This is a genomic window from Mesorhizobium sp. WSM4813 (assembly GCF_055811555.1).
The window spans coordinates 21,294-37,706 of record NZ_JBVVQU010000001.1 but is presented as its reverse complement, the minus strand read 5'-3'; the positions used below and the strand labels follow the sequence as shown (position 1 = coordinate 37,706).

General features: G+C 62.0%; 16 protein-coding genes. 15 read left to right on the top strand and 1 reads right to left on the bottom strand.

Going from position 1 to position 16,413, the window contains the following annotated elements; all coding sequences use genetic code 11:
* Positions 1–210: 210 nt before the first annotated feature.
* From AC0L25_RS00185 to AC0L25_RS00155, 7 genes are all read left to right on the top strand, one after another.
* Positions 211–411 (top strand): hypothetical protein, encoded by a 201-nt coding sequence (locus AC0L25_RS00185; RefSeq protein WP_473532471.1) that lies wholly within the window; start codon positions 211–213, stop codon positions 409–411.
* A 622-nt stretch (positions 412–1,033) separates the two neighbouring features.
* Entirely contained in the window at positions 1,034–1,357 is a 324-nt protein-coding gene (locus tag AC0L25_RS00180; RefSeq protein ID WP_065010508.1) for a DUF736 domain-containing protein, read from the top strand.
* A gap of 177 nt (positions 1,358–1,534) precedes the next feature.
* Positions 1,535–1,804 carry a helix-turn-helix transcriptional regulator gene (locus AC0L25_RS00175; protein WP_473491906.1) on the top strand — a complete coding sequence of 90 codons (270 nt, stop codon included), beginning with the start codon at positions 1,535–1,537 and terminating at the stop codon, positions 1,802–1,804.
* Positions 1,801–2,349, top strand: coding sequence for a S26 family signal peptidase (locus AC0L25_RS00170; protein ID WP_473491905.1), 549 nt, complete (start codon positions 1,801–1,803; stop codon positions 2,347–2,349). Before AC0L25_RS00175 ends, AC0L25_RS00170 begins: the two co-directional genes overlap by 4 nt.
* Positions 2,337–3,020, top strand: coding sequence for a lytic transglycosylase domain-containing protein (locus AC0L25_RS00165; RefSeq protein ID WP_473593705.1), 684 nt, complete (start codon positions 2,337–2,339; stop codon positions 3,018–3,020). Before AC0L25_RS00170 ends, AC0L25_RS00165 begins: the two co-directional genes overlap by 13 nt.
* Before the next feature lie 210 nt (positions 3,021–3,230).
* Positions 3,231–5,201 carry a relaxase/mobilization nuclease RlxS gene (gene rlxS / locus AC0L25_RS00160; protein WP_473491901.1) on the top strand — a complete coding sequence of 657 codons (1,971 nt, stop codon included), beginning with the start codon at positions 3,231–3,233 and terminating at the stop codon, positions 5,199–5,201.
* 573 nt (positions 5,202–5,774) lie between these two features.
* Positions 5,775–6,074 (top strand): hypothetical protein, encoded by a 300-nt coding sequence (locus AC0L25_RS00155; RefSeq protein WP_473491900.1) that lies wholly within the window; start codon positions 5,775–5,777, stop codon positions 6,072–6,074.
* Between the two features lie 429 nt (positions 6,075–6,503).
* On the opposite strand, the gene AC0L25_RS00150 is transcribed toward AC0L25_RS00155, so the two are convergent.
* Positions 6,504–6,725 carry a hypothetical protein gene (locus tag AC0L25_RS00150; RefSeq protein WP_473491898.1) on the bottom strand — a complete coding sequence of 74 codons (222 nt, stop codon included), beginning with the start codon at positions 6,723–6,725 and terminating at the stop codon, positions 6,504–6,506.
* A gap of 326 nt (positions 6,726–7,051) precedes the next feature.
* On the opposite strand from AC0L25_RS00150, the gene glmS reads away from it, so the two are divergent.
* The 8 genes from glmS to trbJ all read left to right on the top strand — a co-directional run bounded on the left by glmS (position 7,052) and on the right by trbJ (position 16,409).
* A complete protein-coding gene (gene glmS, locus AC0L25_RS00145; protein ID WP_473593704.1) occupies positions 7,052–8,875 on the top strand; it encodes a glutamine--fructose-6-phosphate transaminase (isomerizing) in 1,824 nt (607 codons plus the stop codon).
* Positions 8,876–9,121: 246 nt separating this feature from the next.
* Positions 9,122–11,152, top strand: a complete 2,031-nt coding sequence (locus tag AC0L25_RS00140; protein ID WP_473492063.1) for a conjugal transfer protein TraG — start codon at positions 9,122–9,124, stop codon at positions 11,150–11,152.
* 120 nt (positions 11,153–11,272) lie between these two features.
* The gene (locus AC0L25_RS00135; RefSeq protein ID WP_473523857.1) at positions 11,273–11,686 is read left to right on the top strand and encodes a CopG family transcriptional regulator; all 414 of its coding nucleotides are present in this window, start codon (positions 11,273–11,275) and stop codon (positions 11,684–11,686) included.
* Entirely contained in the window at positions 11,683–12,651 is a 969-nt protein-coding gene (gene trbB / locus AC0L25_RS00130; RefSeq protein ID WP_473491895.1) for a P-type conjugative transfer ATPase TrbB, read from the top strand. The genes AC0L25_RS00135 and trbB overlap by 4 nt, the downstream gene beginning before the upstream one ends.
* 11 nt (positions 12,652–12,662) lie before the next feature.
* Positions 12,663–12,971, top strand: a complete 309-nt coding sequence (locus AC0L25_RS00125) for a TrbC/VirB2 family type IV secretion system protein (protein ID WP_008871922.1) — start codon at positions 12,663–12,665, stop codon at positions 12,969–12,971.
* Positions 12,971–13,243 (top strand): VirB3 family type IV secretion system protein, encoded by a 273-nt coding sequence (locus AC0L25_RS00120; protein WP_473491893.1) that lies wholly within the window; start codon positions 12,971–12,973, stop codon positions 13,241–13,243. Before AC0L25_RS00125 ends, AC0L25_RS00120 begins: the two co-directional genes overlap by 1 nt.
* The gene (gene trbE / locus AC0L25_RS00115; protein WP_473593703.1) at positions 13,237–15,687 is read left to right on the top strand and encodes a conjugal transfer protein TrbE; all 2,451 of its coding nucleotides are present in this window, start codon (positions 13,237–13,239) and stop codon (positions 15,685–15,687) included. Before AC0L25_RS00120 ends, trbE begins: the two co-directional genes overlap by 7 nt.
* Positions 15,684–16,409 (top strand): P-type conjugative transfer protein TrbJ, encoded by a 726-nt coding sequence (gene trbJ / locus AC0L25_RS00110; protein WP_473491890.1) that lies wholly within the window; start codon positions 15,684–15,686, stop codon positions 16,407–16,409. The genes trbE and trbJ overlap by 4 nt, the downstream gene beginning before the upstream one ends.
* Positions 16,410–16,413 lie beyond the last annotated feature (4 nt).

Here is a 16,413-nt window from a genome sequence, read left to right as displayed (position 1 = left end):
TCTTGGCGCTGCTTGGGCAACCGGATGAGGATGGCACAATCGCTGCGGCAATGGCGACGACCTCGGCACGGCAAGCATCTTCGCGCGGCTCCTGGCGCTCCGCGACGATCATGTCGTGCGCGTTCTCAGCATCGTCATGGCCGAGACACTTGAAGCTGGCAGCGCCGTCATCGAGGCGCTCGGCAAGCATCTGAATGTCGACATTGGCGCTTGCTGGCAACCGGACGACGCATTCTCGATCTGTTGCGCGACAAGGAAATTGCCAATTCCATGCTTGCCGAAGTCGGCGGCGAACATGTCGCGGACGGCAGTGTCGCCGAAAAGGTGAAGACGCAAAAGAGGATCATCCGCGACTTTCTTTCGGGCGATAACGCCGCAGACAAGTCGAGACCTGGCTGCCGTGCTGGATGAAATTCCCGGTCGAAAGCTACACTGATCGAGGCGGCTTCCGAACCGCCGATCAATGGGCACTGGTCAGGTCGCTGTTCGTCTGCGAATAGCCCGTCACGGCCGGCCGCGGCTTCTCGGCAGCCGCCCTTCGGCACTGTACCCCGGTCGCAGTGGCTGCATGTTCGAGCTTCCATTGCCCCGCGTCGCGCACCAAAATCCAGGCCGGCAAACTCCTGATCCCCATGGATCGGTCCGCCCGCCCGATGCCTGATCTGCGCCCAACCTGCGGTCACGATCTCGATCGGCGTGGGCACCTGATCAGCCGCAGGCCTTGTAAATTCCCGCCCCTCCTGCCTGGCTGTAGCGACCGCGTTTCCCATGCTCTCCTGCTCTCTTCAAGGACCATTCCCCTGCGGCTGGCTTGTGACCTATGGGCGGATCCGGCCGCCCGAAACCCTCGCCGATCAGCTTTTTTCCCCGCCGCCTGCGGCGGCTTCCTCGCGCCGCTTCGCTTCAAAAAAGCTGCCCGCTCGGGTCCTCCGCTATCGCTTCGGCCCTGTCGGGTTCAGGCGGTCCGGACGCGCCCATTACGGTCCGCCATCGCAGGGGATGGTCCCCGGCGACAGCAAAAGGAGACTTCGAAATGACCGCGATCGGTTACGTCAACAAGCAGGAAAACGGCGGCTACAAGGGCCAGCTCAAGACGCTCAGCGTCCGCGCCGACATCGACATCGTCCCCAACCAGGCCAAGAGCGCCGACAACCATCCCGACTTCCGGGTGCTGACGCAAGGGGTCGAAGTTGGCGCCGGCTGGATCCGCACCGGCGAAACCTCCGGCAAGGACTATGTGAGCCTGTCTATTGCGGCGCCGGAGTTCGGACCGCGCAAGCTCTACGCCAATCTCGGCCGCGCCGCCGGCCAGGACGATGACGACACCTACGCCATCATCTGGAACCCGGCCGACTGATCGGCCGACCCGAGCCTCGCGCCCCAGCCGGCGCGGGGCTCATTCCCAGGCGCTCCAGCCAAACCCGTCCGCCCGAAAAGGCGGCGAAAACTCTCCCCCGGACTCTTCGCCCGTCCCGGAGGCGATCTCGCTCGCCCATCCTCGCCCTCGCTTGTCCGAAGCGAAACGAGGATCACCATGGACGACGAAAACGAACGCGCGGCCCGCGCCAAAAAGGGCAGTCCCTTTCTCAGCACGGCCCAAGCCGCCTTCTATATCGGGCTCTCCCAGCGCACGCTGGAAAAGATGCGGCTCACGGGCAGCGGCCCGAAATTCCGCAAGCACGGCCGCTATGTCCGCTACCACATCGACGAACTCGACGGATGGTCGAAAGGACACCCGCAGTACGCCGGTAACGAGGGTGGTGAGGCCGGTTCCGGCCAAGCCGGCCAGGGAGGCCGAGCATGAGCCGGCGCCCTTCCATCCGTCTGATCGGCAGCCGCCTGCGGCGCCTCCAGGCACGCAAAACCATCGCCGCTGCCGTGATTGGACTGACCGTGATCGGCTTCGCCGGCACCGTCAAACCAAGGCCCTGGCTGGTCTTGAACGCCTCTGCCAGCGCGCCCGTCGGCCTCTATCGCCTCGGGTTTGCAGCGCCGGCTCGGGGCGATCTGGTGCTCGCCCGCCCGCCAGAATCGCTCGCCGAACTCGCCGCCGAACGCGGCTATCTGCCCCGCAACGTGCCGCTGGTAAAACGTCTTGCCGCGGTTCCGGGCGACGATGTCTGCGCCTTCAATGACGCGATCATCATCGAAGGCGAGATCGTCGCGCGACGGCTGGCGAAGGATACCCGAGGCCGCCCGCTGCCATGGTGGAACGGGTGCCGGACACTCGCCGACAACGAAATGTTCCTGCTCGGCAGCGACGATATTCGGTCATTCGACAGCCGCTACTTCGGGCCGGTGCCGCGCGCAAATGTCATCGGGAGGCTCGTGCCGCTATGGACCGAGTGACCCTGCTGATGTTCGGCATGATCGCCTTTGCGCCAAGCGCCTGTTCCGCCTCGACCGGCGCTGAGCCGGTCGCCATCTCCCAAATTCCGCACCTTCAAAGGTGGCAGGAGTTCACAGACGAAGCAAGCAGACGCTTCCGTATTCCTCAGGCCTGGATTTACGCCGTCATGGATGCAGAAAGCGGCGGCAAGACCATGCTCGACGGCCGCCCAATTACCTCACGCGCGGGCGCAATGGGCCTCATGCAGGTGATGCCGGAAACGTATGAGGACATGCGTGCCGAGCACGGTCTGGGAGCCGATCCGCACGATCCGCGTGACAATATTCTCGCCGGAACCGCCTATCTCAGCGCCATGTTTGACCGCTTCGGATTCCCCGGCCTGTTTGCCGCCTATAACGCAGGACCCGAGCGCTACGGAGAGCATTTGAATCGTGGGAAGCCGCTGCCCAAGGAGACGGTTGCCTATCTCAAACAGCTCAGGGGGACGGGGATTTCGGCGGACGACATTGATCAAGTCGAAGGGGACTCCAAGGCGCCAAATAGCCAAAACGCTCCCTCCGGCCGCTCGCTCTTTTTCCTTCGTAACGGCGTTCGCGCCGGCGAAGCGAAAGGCGATCTCTTTGTGCCGCTGCGCGTCAATCGCGCTCGGACGAAACCGAATGGCGGGTGACTCGGCGAGCGGGGACGCGGTTTTGCGGGGCCGAAAGGGCGGGTGCGGAAGCCGGAAAGCGGAAGGGCGGCGTAAGGCAAGATAAAGGCATTGCCTCCAGGAGGCGGCGAAGTCTTTGTCTGCACATCGTTTTTCCCGGAGGCTGCTGGCAGAGCCGGGAGTGTGGGACACGCAAGTATCTGACACTGCTTGAAATTCTGGGAGGCCACGATGCAGGATGACGAATTCAGGCCGAAGCTCGGCAGAATAGGCTCACGCGGCTCGAAGGCAGGCAAACGCTTCGCCAGCCAGGTCCAGGCGGCGATCAACAGAGCCGGCGGCCGGCCCCAGCGCGGCGGCCGCTTTAACGGCAGCCGGGCAGGGCGCGGCGGAGCGGCCGCCGCGCTGCTGAAATCACGCGACAGGTATGCTGCCTTCCGGCAGCGGCGGGTGGTGGTCAAGGCGCGCGTCGTCAAGCTGGCCGGCAAAGGCCAGGGTGGGGCGCGTGCGCATCTGCGCTACATCCAACGCGACGGCGTTACCCGGGAAGGCGCGCCTGGCGAGCTCTACGACGCCGACAGTGATCGCGTCGACGGCAAAGCCTTCCTTGATCGTGCCGATGGCGATCGGCATCAATTCCGCTTCATCGTCGCACCCGAAGACGGCATCCAGTATGACGACCTGAAGCCACTCACGCGCCGGCTCATGGCGCAGATGGAGGAGGATCTCGGCACGAAGCTCGATTGGGTTGCCGTCGATCATTTCAACACCGGCCATCCGCACACCCATATCATCGTCCGTGGCAAGGACGACCGCGGCGAGAACCTCGTCATCGCGCGGGAATATATCTCAAGCGGAATCCGCGAACGGACCGCCGAGCTGGTCAGCCTCGATCTCGGTCCACGAACCGATCGCGAGATCGAGCACCGCCTGCGCCAGGAAATGGAGCAGGAGCGCTTCACCAGCATCGACCGGCAGCTGCTCAGCATCCGCGACAGCGACGGACTGGTTTCTCCGGTCGGCCGCGACGCCTTTCGACAGACCCTGCACCAGGGCCGCCTGCGCAAGCTCGGACGGATGGGTCTGGCCGAGGAGATCAGCTCCGGCCGCTGGCGCCTCGACGATGAGCTCGAAGCGACACTGCAGCGCATCGGCGAGCGCGGTGACATAATCAAGACGATGCACCGAGACATTGCGGGTAGAGGACTATCCCGAAGTGCAGCCGACTGTGTGATCCACGATCAATCCGGGCAGCTCGCGCAACCTTTCGTTGGCCGCCTTGTGGCGCGCGGGCTTGCCGACGAGATCAACGACCGCCACTACCTCATTGTGGATGGGGTGGACGGGAAAAGCCACTACATCGATGTCGGCAAAGGCGAGGCCACCGAACCAACGCCCGACGGCTGCATCGTCCGTGTCACGCCGAGAAATACCGGGCCGAGGCAGGTTGACCGCACCGTCGTCGAGATCGCTGCCGTCCATGGCGGGCGCTACAATGTTGATATCCACCTGAAGCACGATCCGTCTGCCAGCGAACGCTTCGCCGAAACCCATGTGCGTCGTCTGGAAGCCATTCGCCGCGAGACCGGCACTCTCAGGCGCGAAGCCGACGGCACATGGATCATCGCGCCGAACCATCTCGACCAAGTCACCGACTACGAGCGCAAGCGAGCCATGGCTGTGCCTGTTGTCGTCGACAAGCTCTCATCAATGCCGCTGGATCAGCAAATCGGGTTCGACGGTGCCACCTGGATCGACCGGGAAATGGTTTCCGATGCACCGGAGGCCCTGCGCAACTCCGGCTTTGGCCGTGAGGTGCGGGAGGCGCAAGCCCGCAGGCGGCAATGGCTGATTGCTCAGGGTCTCGCGCATGAAGAGCAGGACCGCACCGTCTATCGCGCCAACATGATTTCGATCCTCCGCCAGCGTGAACTGAACCGTGTTGCCGATCAGCTCTCGGAAGAGCTCGGTCTGTCCTATGCTGAAGTGCGACCCGGAGACCGGGTACAAGGCACTCTCCGCCGCTCAGTTGAGCTCGCCAGCGGCAAATACGCCCTTATCGAGAAATCGCGCGAGTTTGTGCTCGTCCCGTGGCGGCCGGTGCTCGAGCGGCATGTCGGCAAAGAGATTTCTGGCATAGTGCAGCGAGACGGTATCTCTTGGAACATCGGTCGGCAAAGGAGTGGGCCTAGCGTTTCGTAACTTGTGTGGCAGCCATGCGTGAGTGCGGTGTGCCTTGGACTGGCCCGGCAAGAGTTCGACCAAGGCGCTCCGAGAGCGTGAGTGCCACCAGCTCTGGTAGGTCTATCGGACCAACGACAGCGCGCCCCGTGGCCAATTGCGATCCCATTCTAACCAATATGCTCGGGCTCGCGCCAGATCGCCGTTAAGCTTGCCGGAGCTCGCGCAAACGTCGAGGACATTTGCTGAACCAGCTCGACAAAAAACAAGGGATCGAGCTCCTCCCGGCTGCTGTCGCTGTGGATGCCCTTCCACATGGCATGAGGATAAGGGCATTCCGAGCAACGAGTCCGCCTCCGCTTCAATGGCTCGCGAACGATCTGACGAGGTCGAGCAGTTTGGCCATGCGCTTCGAGCATCAGAGTATCGCCGCTTTCCAAGCTGATGGGTGGACGAGGTGAACCGCTATTATGCTCCGAAAGGCGAGGCTCGTCGCATCGATGGGTGTAACAATGTCGACATCGGCGATAAACGTTACGAGCATCGTCGGCTGTAGGCGAGCATCATGCTTCCGTCCCAATTCGGGAGGGAGCCATGAGCAGCCCCAACACCTCGAAAATTGGCCTTGCCTACTCAAAAGACCGCGACCGTGCGCAGCCGATTCATAACCCAGCAACGGCACATAAAAACGAACTGCTGCTGCGCATGTCTCCGGCCGACCCGCAATTGCTCAGCCCACACCTTCACCGCAGCTATCTGCCATTGAGAACCCAACTCGAAACCGCAAACGCCCCTATAGAGGCTGTCTACTTCTTTGAGATGGGGGTCGGCCCGGTGGTGGCGAAACTCCGGCCGGAGCTCGACGCCGAAGTTGTCGTAGTCCGGTTTTTGTAGCACATCAGCTGTCCGCTTTGGGTTGACGGCGAAGCCCGGATGAAAGCGGAAGAACACCCGCGGCCGCTTGCTGGTTCAGGTGACTGCCGCGGCAGGCTCCTGCGCATGTGCTTGTCGCTGCCCTTGCGTCGTTTCCGGTGAAGCGCCGACCTCGTGTCGAGACGCAGTCAAGATTGGCCGCCGCGCTGCCGCGGGCGCTGCGACGCTTCCAGGCCACGCCTTGAGGGGCGTTGGCCGCCGGCCGGGATGTCAGCGTGCCGATGGAAGCCAGGGTCGTTGCCAGGCGCTGTTTGGCATTGTCCAGAACTGATGAGTTTGGCGCAAGTTCCAGACGGCCGACAGTGCGCGTGAGCAAACATGCAGGAGTTTGCCAAGGCGGCCAGCAAGGCAGTCGAACAGGCAAAGGGAAGGTCCGGGTGACTGCATCCCTCAGCGGAGATGACGAGTAGCCCGCCGCTTCGATCTGATGAGTTCAAGCAGCTCAGCCTCATCCGCGTCAGCCTCTTCTTCCAACGCGACCAAAATATCCAGGGCGAGATTGTCCGCCTCCAACGATGAGCGGGCGATATGCTCGTCACTGCATATCTGGTCGAATACCCGTTGGCATAGATCGAGATCGGCAGGGTATAGACCGACCCGTTTGAACGGCATTTTGAAAACCCCGAAGCATTGTAGCAGTCAGTGGATCTAAGGGCCGTTAACTGGGCGAGTCAACAGCATGTAAAAAGCGGATATTGCGAGGATCGTTACGCCTCAGCCGACTACGGAAACTCGTCGCAACTGGCGGTTGGTGGACGCAAGCCGGCACCGCGCGTACCGTTTCTCGCTGGTCAACACGTCCTCTTCTATCCACTGGCTGGATGGCAGCCATCCCAACAATCGATTTTACCTGTTTTACCTAATTCTACTAGGAGGCTCAGCGCCGGGCGGTGCCCTTCGGGTCGGCTGAGGCTACCGGGAAGAATTCGGAGACGATCATGTGCGGGATTGTTGGTATCGTTGGGCATCAGCCGGTGTCTGATCGGTTGGTCGACGCTTTGAAGCGTCTCGAATATCGAGGATACGACTCAGCCGGCGTTGCCACCATCACCGAGGGCTCGTTGCACTGCCGGCGCGCCAAGGGCAAGCTCATCAATCTCGAGACGAGGTTGAAGGAAGAGCCACTGAGTGGCACCATCGGCATCGCACACACGCGCTGGGCAACGCATGGGGCACCGACTGAGCGCAACGCGCACCCGCACTTTACTGACGGTGTGGCCGTCGTTCACAACGGCATTATCGAGAATTTCGCCGAGTTGAAGGACGAACTGGTGGCGGCGGGCGCCGAGTTCCAGACCGACACCGACACCGAGGTCGTCGTGCATCTCTTGGCAAGACACCGCCGGGAGGGCATGGGGCGGGGTGAGGCAATGCACGCCATGCTGAAGCGCGTCAGGGGCGCCCACGCGCTTGCCATTCTCTTCGAGGACGATCCGTCGACCATCATGGCGGCGCGCAATGGACCACCGCTGGCGATCGGTCACGGCGACGGCGAGATGTTCCTGGGCTCCGACGCCATGGCGCTAGCTCCCTTCACAAATGCAATCACATATCTCGTCGACGGCGACTGGGCCGTTATCGGCAAGGCAGGCGCCGATATCTTCGATTTCGATGGCCATCCCGTCGAACGTCCGCGCCAGACTTCCACGGCCGGGGCATACCTGGCCAATAAGGGCAACCGTCGCCACTTCATGGAGAAGGAAATTTACGAGCAGCCCGAGGTCATCGCCCGTGCGCTCGGTCATTACATCAACTTCGAAGGGAATCGCGTCGATACGGTTTCGAGCATAGATTTCGCCAGCATCCCGAGCCTGGCGATCTCGGCTTGCGGCACCGCCTATCTGGCCGGACTGATCGCAAAATACTGGTTCGAGCGCTATGCGCGCCTGCCGGTCGAAATCGACGTTGCGTCCGAATTCCGCTACCGGGAGATCCCGTTGCCGCCCGAATCGGCGGCTCTTTTCATTTCGCAATCCGGCGAAACCGCCGATACGCTCGCGTCCCTGAGGTACTGCAAGGGGCGTGGGCTGAAAACCGGCGCTGTCGTCAATTCCCGCGAATCGACCATCGCTCGGGAGGCCGACGCGATCTTCCCGATCCTTGCCGGCCCGGAGATCGGCGTCGCCTCCACCAAGGCTTTCACGTGCCAGCTTGCGGTTCTGGCCACACTCGCCATCGGCGCTGCCAAGGACCGTGGAACGCTAACTGAATATGAGGTGAAGGCGCTCGTCCGGAGCCTTGCCGAAATGCCGGGCGTCATGGGCCGGGTACTGAACAGCATCCAGCCAGATATCGAGCTCCTGTCGCGCGAACTGTCAAAGTGTCATGGTGTCCTGTATATTGGCCGCGGCACCAGTTTCCCACTGGCGATGGAAGGTGCGCTAAAGCTCAAGGAGATTTCCTACATCCATGCTGAGGGCTATGCGGCTGGCGAATTGAAGCATGGTCCGATCGCATTGATAGACGAGAACATGCCAGTGATCGTCATCGCGCCACATGATCGCTTTTTCAACAAGACCGTCTCCAGTATGGAGGAAGCGGCCGCCCGTGGAGGGCGGATTATCCTCATCACCGATGAAAATGGGGCCGCTGCGTCGAAACTCGACACGATGCATACGATCGTGCTGCCGGCCGTCGACGAGATTATCGCACCTATGATTTTCTCGCTACCGATACAGCTTCTTGCCTATCATACGGCGGTCTCCATGGGCAAAGATGTCGACCAGCCGCGCAATCTCGCAAAATCGGTCACCGTCGAATGATTGTGACGCGCTCACAGGTGGCATGCGTCCATCGGAAATACACTTCAAAGCGTCACCGGCATTAGGATGTCGACGAGACGCAGATCAGGTCTGCGGCCAAATGGGCATATTTGCTCCACCGAAAGTTCCAGTCTGAGCGATCCTGCCCATTCCCTCATCGCACCTGGTCGTGCGTAGTGTGCATTTCAGTTCACATCGCACCGCGCGATGCTTGGCCCCGCATGTCCAGAACTGCGGAGCAAGCCAATGACGCCTACGAAGTTGCTGATTGGGCAGATCGCCGTCGTGTTCGCAATCGTGATACTCGGCGTATGGGCGGCCACGCAGTGGTGCGCCCACATGCTCGGCCATCAACCGCCACTCGGCGCGCCATGGTTAGTCGCGGCTGGCTGGCAGATCTACAAGCCGTGGAAACTGTTCGAATGGTGGTTCCACTTCGACGCTTATGCGCCCGAGGTCTTCGATAAGGCCGGTGCGCTTGCCGGCGCCAGTGGGTTGGTGGGCTGTGCCGCCGCGATCGCCGGCTCGCTCTGGCGCGCGCGACAGCTCGGGTCGGTCACCACATATGGCTCGTCAAGGTGGGCCGCGACTCACGAGATCGAGACGGCAGGGCTGTTTCGGCCGGCCGGCGTTTTCCTAGGCAAGCTGAAGGATCGCTATCTGCGCCATGACGGGCCCGAGCACGTCATGGCCTTTGCCCCAACACGATCAGGCAAGGGCATCGGACTGGTTGTTCCAACTCTTCTATCCTGGACCGGCTCGGCCGTCATTCACGATATCAAAGGCGAGAACTGGCAGTTGACCTCCGGCTGGCGCTCGAAGTTCTCCTACTGTCTCCTGTTCAATCCGACCGATCCGAGGTCGGCGCGCTATAACCCGCTGCTGGAGGTACGAAAAGGTCCAGATGAGGTCCGCGACGTCCAGAACATCGCCGACATCCTGGTAGATCCGGAAGGCGCGCTGGACCGGCGGAACCACTGGGAGAAAACCAGTCACTCACTCTTGGTCGGCGCCATTTTGCACGTGCTTTACGCCGAAGAGGAAAAGACGCTCGCTCGCGTCGCCACCTTCCTGTCGGACCCGCAACGCTCGTTTGCCGCGACGCTACGGCGGATGATGACGACCAACCATCTCGGCGCGGCGGATAAGCCCCAGGTCCATCCTGTCGTGGCCTCGGCAGCTCGCGAGGTGTTGAACAAGTCGGAGAACGAGCGTTCAGGCGTTCTTTCGACCGCCATGTCGTTCCTCGGCCTCTATCGCGATCCTACCGTGGCGGCAGCGACATCAGCCTGCGACTGGCGCATTGCCGACCTCCTGGATGCCGAGCGACCGATGTCACTCTATCTGGTCGTGCCGCCATCGGACATCTCGCGCACGAAGCCGCTGGTGCGACTTGTGCTCAATCAGATCGGCAGGCGTCTGACGGAGCGGCTGGAGGGGGATCCTAAGAAGAGCAGGAAGCATCAACTGCTCATGATGCTGGACGAATTCCCGGCGCTCGGTCGCCTTGATTTCTTCGAAACCGCGCTCGCCTTCATGGCCGGCTATGGCATCCGTGCATATCTGATCGCGCAATCCTTGAACCAGATCTCCAAGGCGTATGGGGACAACAATGCCATTCTCGACAACTGCCATGTGCGGATTGCCTTTTCCTCCAATGACGAGCGCACGGCCAAACGCATTTCGGACGCGCTCGGCACGGCAACGGAGCTGAGGTCCATGCGCAACTATGCCGGCCATCGCTTGGCCCCCTGGCTGTCGCACGTGATGGTTAGCCGCCAGGAGACCGCCCGCCCACTATTGACACCGGGCGAGGTGATGCAGTTGCCGCAAGCCGATGAACTGGTGTTGGTTTCAGGGCTGCCGCCGATCCGGGCAAAGAAGCTGCGCTACTACCAGGATCGAAATTTCACCGAGCGCGTGCTTTCTGCGCCGGTATTGCGCGGCGGCGCTTACGCGGATCGGCCAGTACCGCGCCCGGACTGTTGGATCGGGCAGGTGCGGGGCGTTGACCGCCGTCTTGCTGGCGGCGGCGAAAGCGCGGGCGAGGCAATTGAAGATGAAGGAGGTGTCCAGCAACAGCGACATCCGGGTCTGCCTGAAGAGCATACAGCCGTCACCCTGGAGCCCGATCGGGACGACCTGCTCAAGCCCGCGGACGATGATAGCGAGGCAGTTGCCGACAGGCGCGTGATGGACCGAATTTCCACTGCCGCACGCGCCTATGGCATCAACGAGGGAACGGGCGACAACAAGGACATCGTACCCGGCTTCTGAAAGAAGCTGCCGAAGGCAGAGCGCAAATCAGCGTAGATAACGGCCATAAGCAATTTCGAGGAAGTCGCCGATGCTCGTTCCCGCCCGCGCAACAGCGCTGGGACAGTTGGAACGAGCCACATGAGCCCTCAGCGCATTCGTCATCAGTTTCTGCTCGAACCCGACCTGAGCAAGAAACTGGACGACCTCAACCGCGATCCATCGACGACCAAATCAGCGATCGTGGCGAAGGCAGTCGAGGCCTTTATCGAGCGGCGTGGCGAGAACGAGCTCGACCGGCGCTACGGCGTAAGGCTCGACCGTCTTTCTCGTGACCTCGGTCATGTCAGACGCGACGTCGAGATGATCCTAGAGAGCCTGGCGCTCTTCATTCGCTTTTCCATCACGCTTCATGCTCACACGCCAGTCCCGGACAGGGCGACGCAGGCGATTGCCCAGGAGCGCTTCGACAATTTCGTCGAGCAAGTGGGCCGCCAGATCGCCTCCGGCAAACGGTCGCTTGGGACGGATAATGGCGGGGGAGGGGAAGGATGAGTTCTCATCCGGAGGTCGACCATCGCCATCGTGCCATGTTGCGCACCGCCATGGGCCCGGCAATCGCTGAGGCCCTTGCCGATTCATCTGTTGTCGAGGTGATGGTCAATCCCGACGGTGCGCTGCGGCTCGACCGGCTGGGAGAAGGTCGGGTCGGTACCGGCGTGCATATGCACCCATCCGAGGCGGAACGCATCGTTCGCCTGGTCGCTTCCCATGTGCGTGCCGAGGCGCATGCGGGTAGTCCGATCGTCAGCGCCGAACTGCCCTCGGGCGAGCGCTTCGAGGGGCTGTTGCCGCCAGTCGTTCTGGCGCCATGCTTCGCCATCCGTAAACCGGCCGCAAAACTCTACACGTTGGCCAACTATGTCGCCGACCAAATCATGCTGCCGCTGCAGGCCGATGCGCTGAGGAAGGCCGTGCGCGAGCGGCGCAACATATTGGTCGCAGGCGGCACGTCGTCGGGTAAAACCACGCTCGCCAATGCGCTGCTGGTCGAAGTCGCGGAATGCGACGAGCGGGTAATCCTGATCGAAGACACACGCGAGCTGCAGTGCGCTGCCAAGGACTGCGTTGCACTCAGGACAAGACGGGGCTCGGTGACGCTTGCCGATCTCGTACGCTCGACGCTGCGGCTCAGGCCCGACCGCATCGTCGTCGGCGAAGTCCGGGGTGCGGAAGCCCTCGATATGCTGAAGGCATGGAACACTGGCCACCCCGGCGGCATCGCAACGGTTCACGCCAATTCGGCGCGCTCCGCCCTCTACCGGATCGAGCAACTCGCGCAGGAAGCCGTCGTCACTGTACCACGCCGTCTGATCGCCGATGCCATCGATCTGATTGTCTTCATCGCCGGGCGCGGATCCTCGCGCCGCGTTGACGCCATCGCCGAGGTCAACGGTCTCGACGGCAGCGGCGATTACGCCGTCACCCAACTGACGCTCCCGCAACTTCAGCAGTTTTGAAAGGCCAATTCATGTGCAAGAAGCTTCGCTTTCTTTCGTCCACCGCGCTCGTGCTTGTTCTCACGGTCTCAGCCCGCGCAGCAGGCTCCGGCATGCCTTGGGAACAGCCGCTGCAGCAGATCCTGGAGTCTGTACAGGGACCGGTCGCCAAGATTATCGCCGTGATCATCATTATCACCACGGGCTTAACCCTTGCCTTCGGTGACACCGCAGGCGGTTTCCGCCGGCTGATCCAGATCGTCTTCGGGCTGTCGATCGCCTTCGCGGCATCGAGCTTCTTTCTCTCCTTCTTCTCCTTTGGCGGCGGAGCACTCGTCTGATGGCCGCTGGAGAGCAGCATATTGAGGGCTTTGCGGTTCCCGTTCACCGGGCATTGACCGAAGCCATCCTGCTGGGCGGTGCACCGCGAGCGGTGGCGATCCTCAACGGCACGGTGGCCGCAGCTATCGGCCTCGGTTTGCAGCAGTGGATCGCTGGGCTGGTGCTGTGGATTGCCGGCCACACGCTGGCGGTCTTTGCCACAAGACGCGATCCAGACTTCGCCAGCGTGCTCGTTCGTCACCTTCGTCTGAAGGGATGGTTGGCATGCTGAACCTGTCAGAATACCGCAGCAAAGCCGACAAACTTGCGGACCATCTGCCCTGGGCAGCGCTCGTCGCGCCCAGCATCGTGCTCAATAAGGACGGCAGCTTTCAGCGGACCTTACGGTTCCGCGGGCCCGATCTCGAAAGCGCGACGGAAGCAGAACTTGTCGGCATCTGCGCCCGGGCAAACAACGCGTTGAGAAGGCTCGGCTCCGGCTGGGCATTGTTCTTCGAAGCCGAGCGCATAGAGGCGCTCGGCTATCCTAACTCAACCTTTCCCGACGCCGCGTCTTGGCTGGTCGATGAAGAGCGACGCGCGGCCTTCGAGGGCAAGGTCGCGCATTACGAGAGCCGCTATCACCTGACTTTGCTGTTCATGCCGCCCCCGGACGCACGGGCGAGGGCTGAAAGGGCGCTGGTTGACGCACACCAAACTGGCGGCGGGAGAGACTGGCCCCAGGAGCTGGCGCGGTTTCGCGACGAGACCGACCGGGTCCTCGATCTTTTGTCCGGTTTCATGCCCGAGGTGCGCGTGCTCGACGATGCCGAGACCCTGACTTACCTGCACGGCACAATCTCGACCCGCCGCCATCCACTTGCTGTCCCGGAAACGCCGATGTATCTCGACGGCATCCTGGTCGACGCGCCACTTACCGGCGGCTTGGAGCCGATGCTCGGCGAACACCATCTTCGCACCCTTACCGTCCTCGGATTCCCGAATCTCACCCGGCCCGGAATTCTCGACGCGTTGAATCATCAGGATTTCGCCTATCGCTGGGTGACGCGCTTCATCCCGCTCGACAAGACGGAAGCCACGAAGACTCTGACACGGTTGCGCCGCCAGTGGTTTGCCAAGCGCAAATCGATCGCGGCCATCCTGCGCGAGGTCGTGACCAACGAACCTGTCCCGCTGGTCGACAGCGATGCCGACAACAAGGCGCTCGATGCCGACGCAGCCCTTCAGGCGTTGGGCGGCGACCATGTCGGCTTCGGTTATCTCACCACAACGGTGACAGTGTGGGATGAGGACCATCAAGCCGCCGCGGAGAAACTTCGCGCGGTCGAGCGAATCATCAATGGGCTCGGCTTCACCACCATCCGCGAAAGCGTCAATGCGGTCGAGGCGTGGCTCGGCTCGCTGCCTGGTCATATCTATGCCAATGTTCGCCAGCCGCTCGTTCACACATTGAACCTTGCGCATCTCATGCCGTTGTCGTCGGTCTGGGCAGGTCCTACAGCGAACGAGCATCTCGCCAAGGTCACCCAGCGAGAGGCCTCGCCACTTCTGTTCGCAGAGACCAACGGATCGACACCATTCCGGCTATCAACCCATGTCGACGATGTCGGCCACATGCTGATCGTTGGCCCGACCGGCGCCGGCAAATCGGTGCTGATTGCCCTGATTGCACTGCAGTTCCGGCGCTATGCAGGCGCGCAGGTCTATGTCTTCGACAAAGGCAATTCGGCGCGCGCGGCAGTCCTTGCCACGGGTGGAGAACACCACGCGCTGGGTGCTGACGGTGCGCTCGCCTTCCAGCCCCTGCGCAATATCGGCGACCAGGCTGCCCGCAGTTGGGCAGCCGAGTGGATTGCCGGCCTCATTGCCCATGAGAATGTCACCGTCACGCCGGAGGTGAAGGAGGCAATCTGGTCGGCACTCACCAGCCTTGCCACCGCGCCGGCGCAGGAACGCACGCTGACCGGCCTTTCGGTCCTGCTTCAGTCCAACGGGCTGAAGTCCGCGTTGATGCCCTACACACTCGACGGTCCTTTCGGCCGCCTGCTCGACGCCGATGATGATCGGCTGGCCTTATCGAATGTGCAGTGTTTCGAGACGGAAGAGCTGATGCAGAGCCAAGGCGCTGTGCGGCCTGTGCTCACTTACCTGTTCCATCGTCTTGAAGAGCGGTTCGATGGAAGGCCGACGCTGCTGATGCTCGACGAGGCTTGGCTCTATCTCGACAATCCGCTCTTTGCCGCCCGTATCCGTGAATGGCTGAAGGTGCTCCGAAAGCGGAATGTCTCGGTGATCTTCGCTACGCAATCGCTGGCTGATATCGCGGGCTCTTCAATCGCGCCGGCGATCATCGAGAGCTGCCCCCAGCGCATTTTCCTTCCCAATGATCGTGCTGTGGAACCGCAAGCGCGGGCAGCCTACGAGCGCTTCGGCTTGAACGAGCGGCAGATCGAATTGATCGCCCGCGCCACGCCGAAGCGCCACTACTATCTTCAGTCACGTAGCGGAAACCGTCTCTTCGAGCTCGGGCTTGGCCCCATCACTCTTGCGCTTTGCGGCGCTTCCGATCCGGCGACGCAGACCCTGATCGACAAAATCCAGTCCGAAGACGGGCAAGACAGCTTTGCCTCCCGCTTTCTGAGCGCGCGCGGCCTCGATTGGGCTGCCCAGCTTCTCCAGCAATTCCCTCAACCAGACATGGAGCAATCCTCATGATTGGACGCCGTCTTTTCACCAGCCTGATCACCGTTTCCCTGATCGCCAAGCCAATGGCCGACTATGTGCAGCCGGCCTACGCCCTTATCGTGTTCGATCCATCCAATTATGCGCAGAACGTGCTGACGGCGGCGCGCGCGCTGGAGCAGATCAACAACCAGATCCAGTCGCTGCAGAACCAGGCAACCATGCTGCAGAACATGGCGCGCAATCTTCAGCGTCTGGATTTCTCTTCCGTGGGCCAACTCACCGGTTCGCTCCATCGCATTGACGGTTTGATGGACCAGGCGAGTGGCCTCAGCTTTGATCTGGGCAAGCTTCAAGACCAGTGGCGCAGCCAATATCCAGAAAGCTACGAGGCCACGGTCAAGGTCAGCGATGTGGCAACCGCTGCGCGCGAGCGCTGGCAGAGCGCCATGCAGGCGTTCCGCCAGACCATGCGGGTCCAGTCGCAGATCGTCGAGAACGTCCGCGCCGACGGCGACCTGCTTGCCGATCTCGTCAACCGCAGCCAAGGGGCAGCCGGTGCGCTTCAGGCAAGCCAGGCCACCAATCAGCTGATCGCGCTTTCAACCAAGCAGCAGATGCAGATCCAAACGCTGCTCGCGACTCAGTTTCGAGCTGAGGCCGAGGATGCCGCGCGCAAGGCGCAGTCCGAGGAAGCCGCCCGCGAGACGACCAAGCGCTTCCTGGGTACCGGCTCGGCCTATCCCGGCAACTGATCAC

Excerpts from the sequence above, each read along its gene's own strand:
- trbJ (WP_473491890.1), top strand. The coding sequence starts at position 15,684 with ATGATTGGACGCCGTCTTTTCACCAGCCTGATCACCGTTTCCCTGATC.
- AC0L25_RS00165 (WP_473593705.1), top strand. The coding sequence starts at position 2,337 with ATGGACCGAGTGACCCTGCTGATGTTCGGCATGATCGCCTTTGCGCCA.
- AC0L25_RS00120 (WP_473491893.1), top strand. The coding sequence starts at position 12,971 with ATGGCCGCTGGAGAGCAGCATATTGAGGGCTTTGCGGTTCCCGTTCAC.
- AC0L25_RS00135 (WP_473523857.1), top strand. The coding sequence starts at position 11,273 with ATGAGCCCTCAGCGCATTCGTCATCAGTTTCTGCTCGAACCCGACCTG.
- AC0L25_RS00170 (WP_473491905.1), top strand. The coding sequence starts at position 1,801 with ATGAGCCGGCGCCCTTCCATCCGTCTGATCGGCAGCCGCCTGCGGCGC.
- AC0L25_RS00180 (WP_065010508.1), top strand. The coding sequence starts at position 1,034 with ATGACCGCGATCGGTTACGTCAACAAGCAGGAAAACGGCGGCTACAAG.
- AC0L25_RS00175 (WP_473491906.1), top strand. The coding sequence starts at position 1,535 with ATGGACGACGAAAACGAACGCGCGGCCCGCGCCAAAAAGGGCAGTCCC.
- trbB (WP_473491895.1), top strand. The coding sequence starts at position 11,683 with ATGAGTTCTCATCCGGAGGTCGACCATCGCCATCGTGCCATGTTGCGC.
- rlxS (WP_473491901.1), top strand. The coding sequence starts at position 3,231 with ATGCAGGATGACGAATTCAGGCCGAAGCTCGGCAGAATAGGCTCACGC.
- AC0L25_RS00155 (WP_473491900.1), top strand. The coding sequence starts at position 5,775 with ATGAGCAGCCCCAACACCTCGAAAATTGGCCTTGCCTACTCAAAAGAC.
- AC0L25_RS00150 (WP_473491898.1), bottom strand. The coding sequence starts at position 6,725 with ATGCCGTTCAAACGGGTCGGTCTATACCCTGCCGATCTCGATCTATGC.
- trbE (WP_473593703.1), top strand. The coding sequence starts at position 13,237 with ATGCTGAACCTGTCAGAATACCGCAGCAAAGCCGACAAACTTGCGGAC.
- glmS (WP_473593704.1), top strand. The coding sequence starts at position 7,052 with ATGTGCGGGATTGTTGGTATCGTTGGGCATCAGCCGGTGTCTGATCGG.
- AC0L25_RS00140 (WP_473492063.1), top strand. The coding sequence starts at position 9,122 with ATGACGCCTACGAAGTTGCTGATTGGGCAGATCGCCGTCGTGTTCGCA.
- AC0L25_RS00125 (WP_008871922.1), top strand. The coding sequence starts at position 12,663 with ATGTGCAAGAAGCTTCGCTTTCTTTCGTCCACCGCGCTCGTGCTTGTT.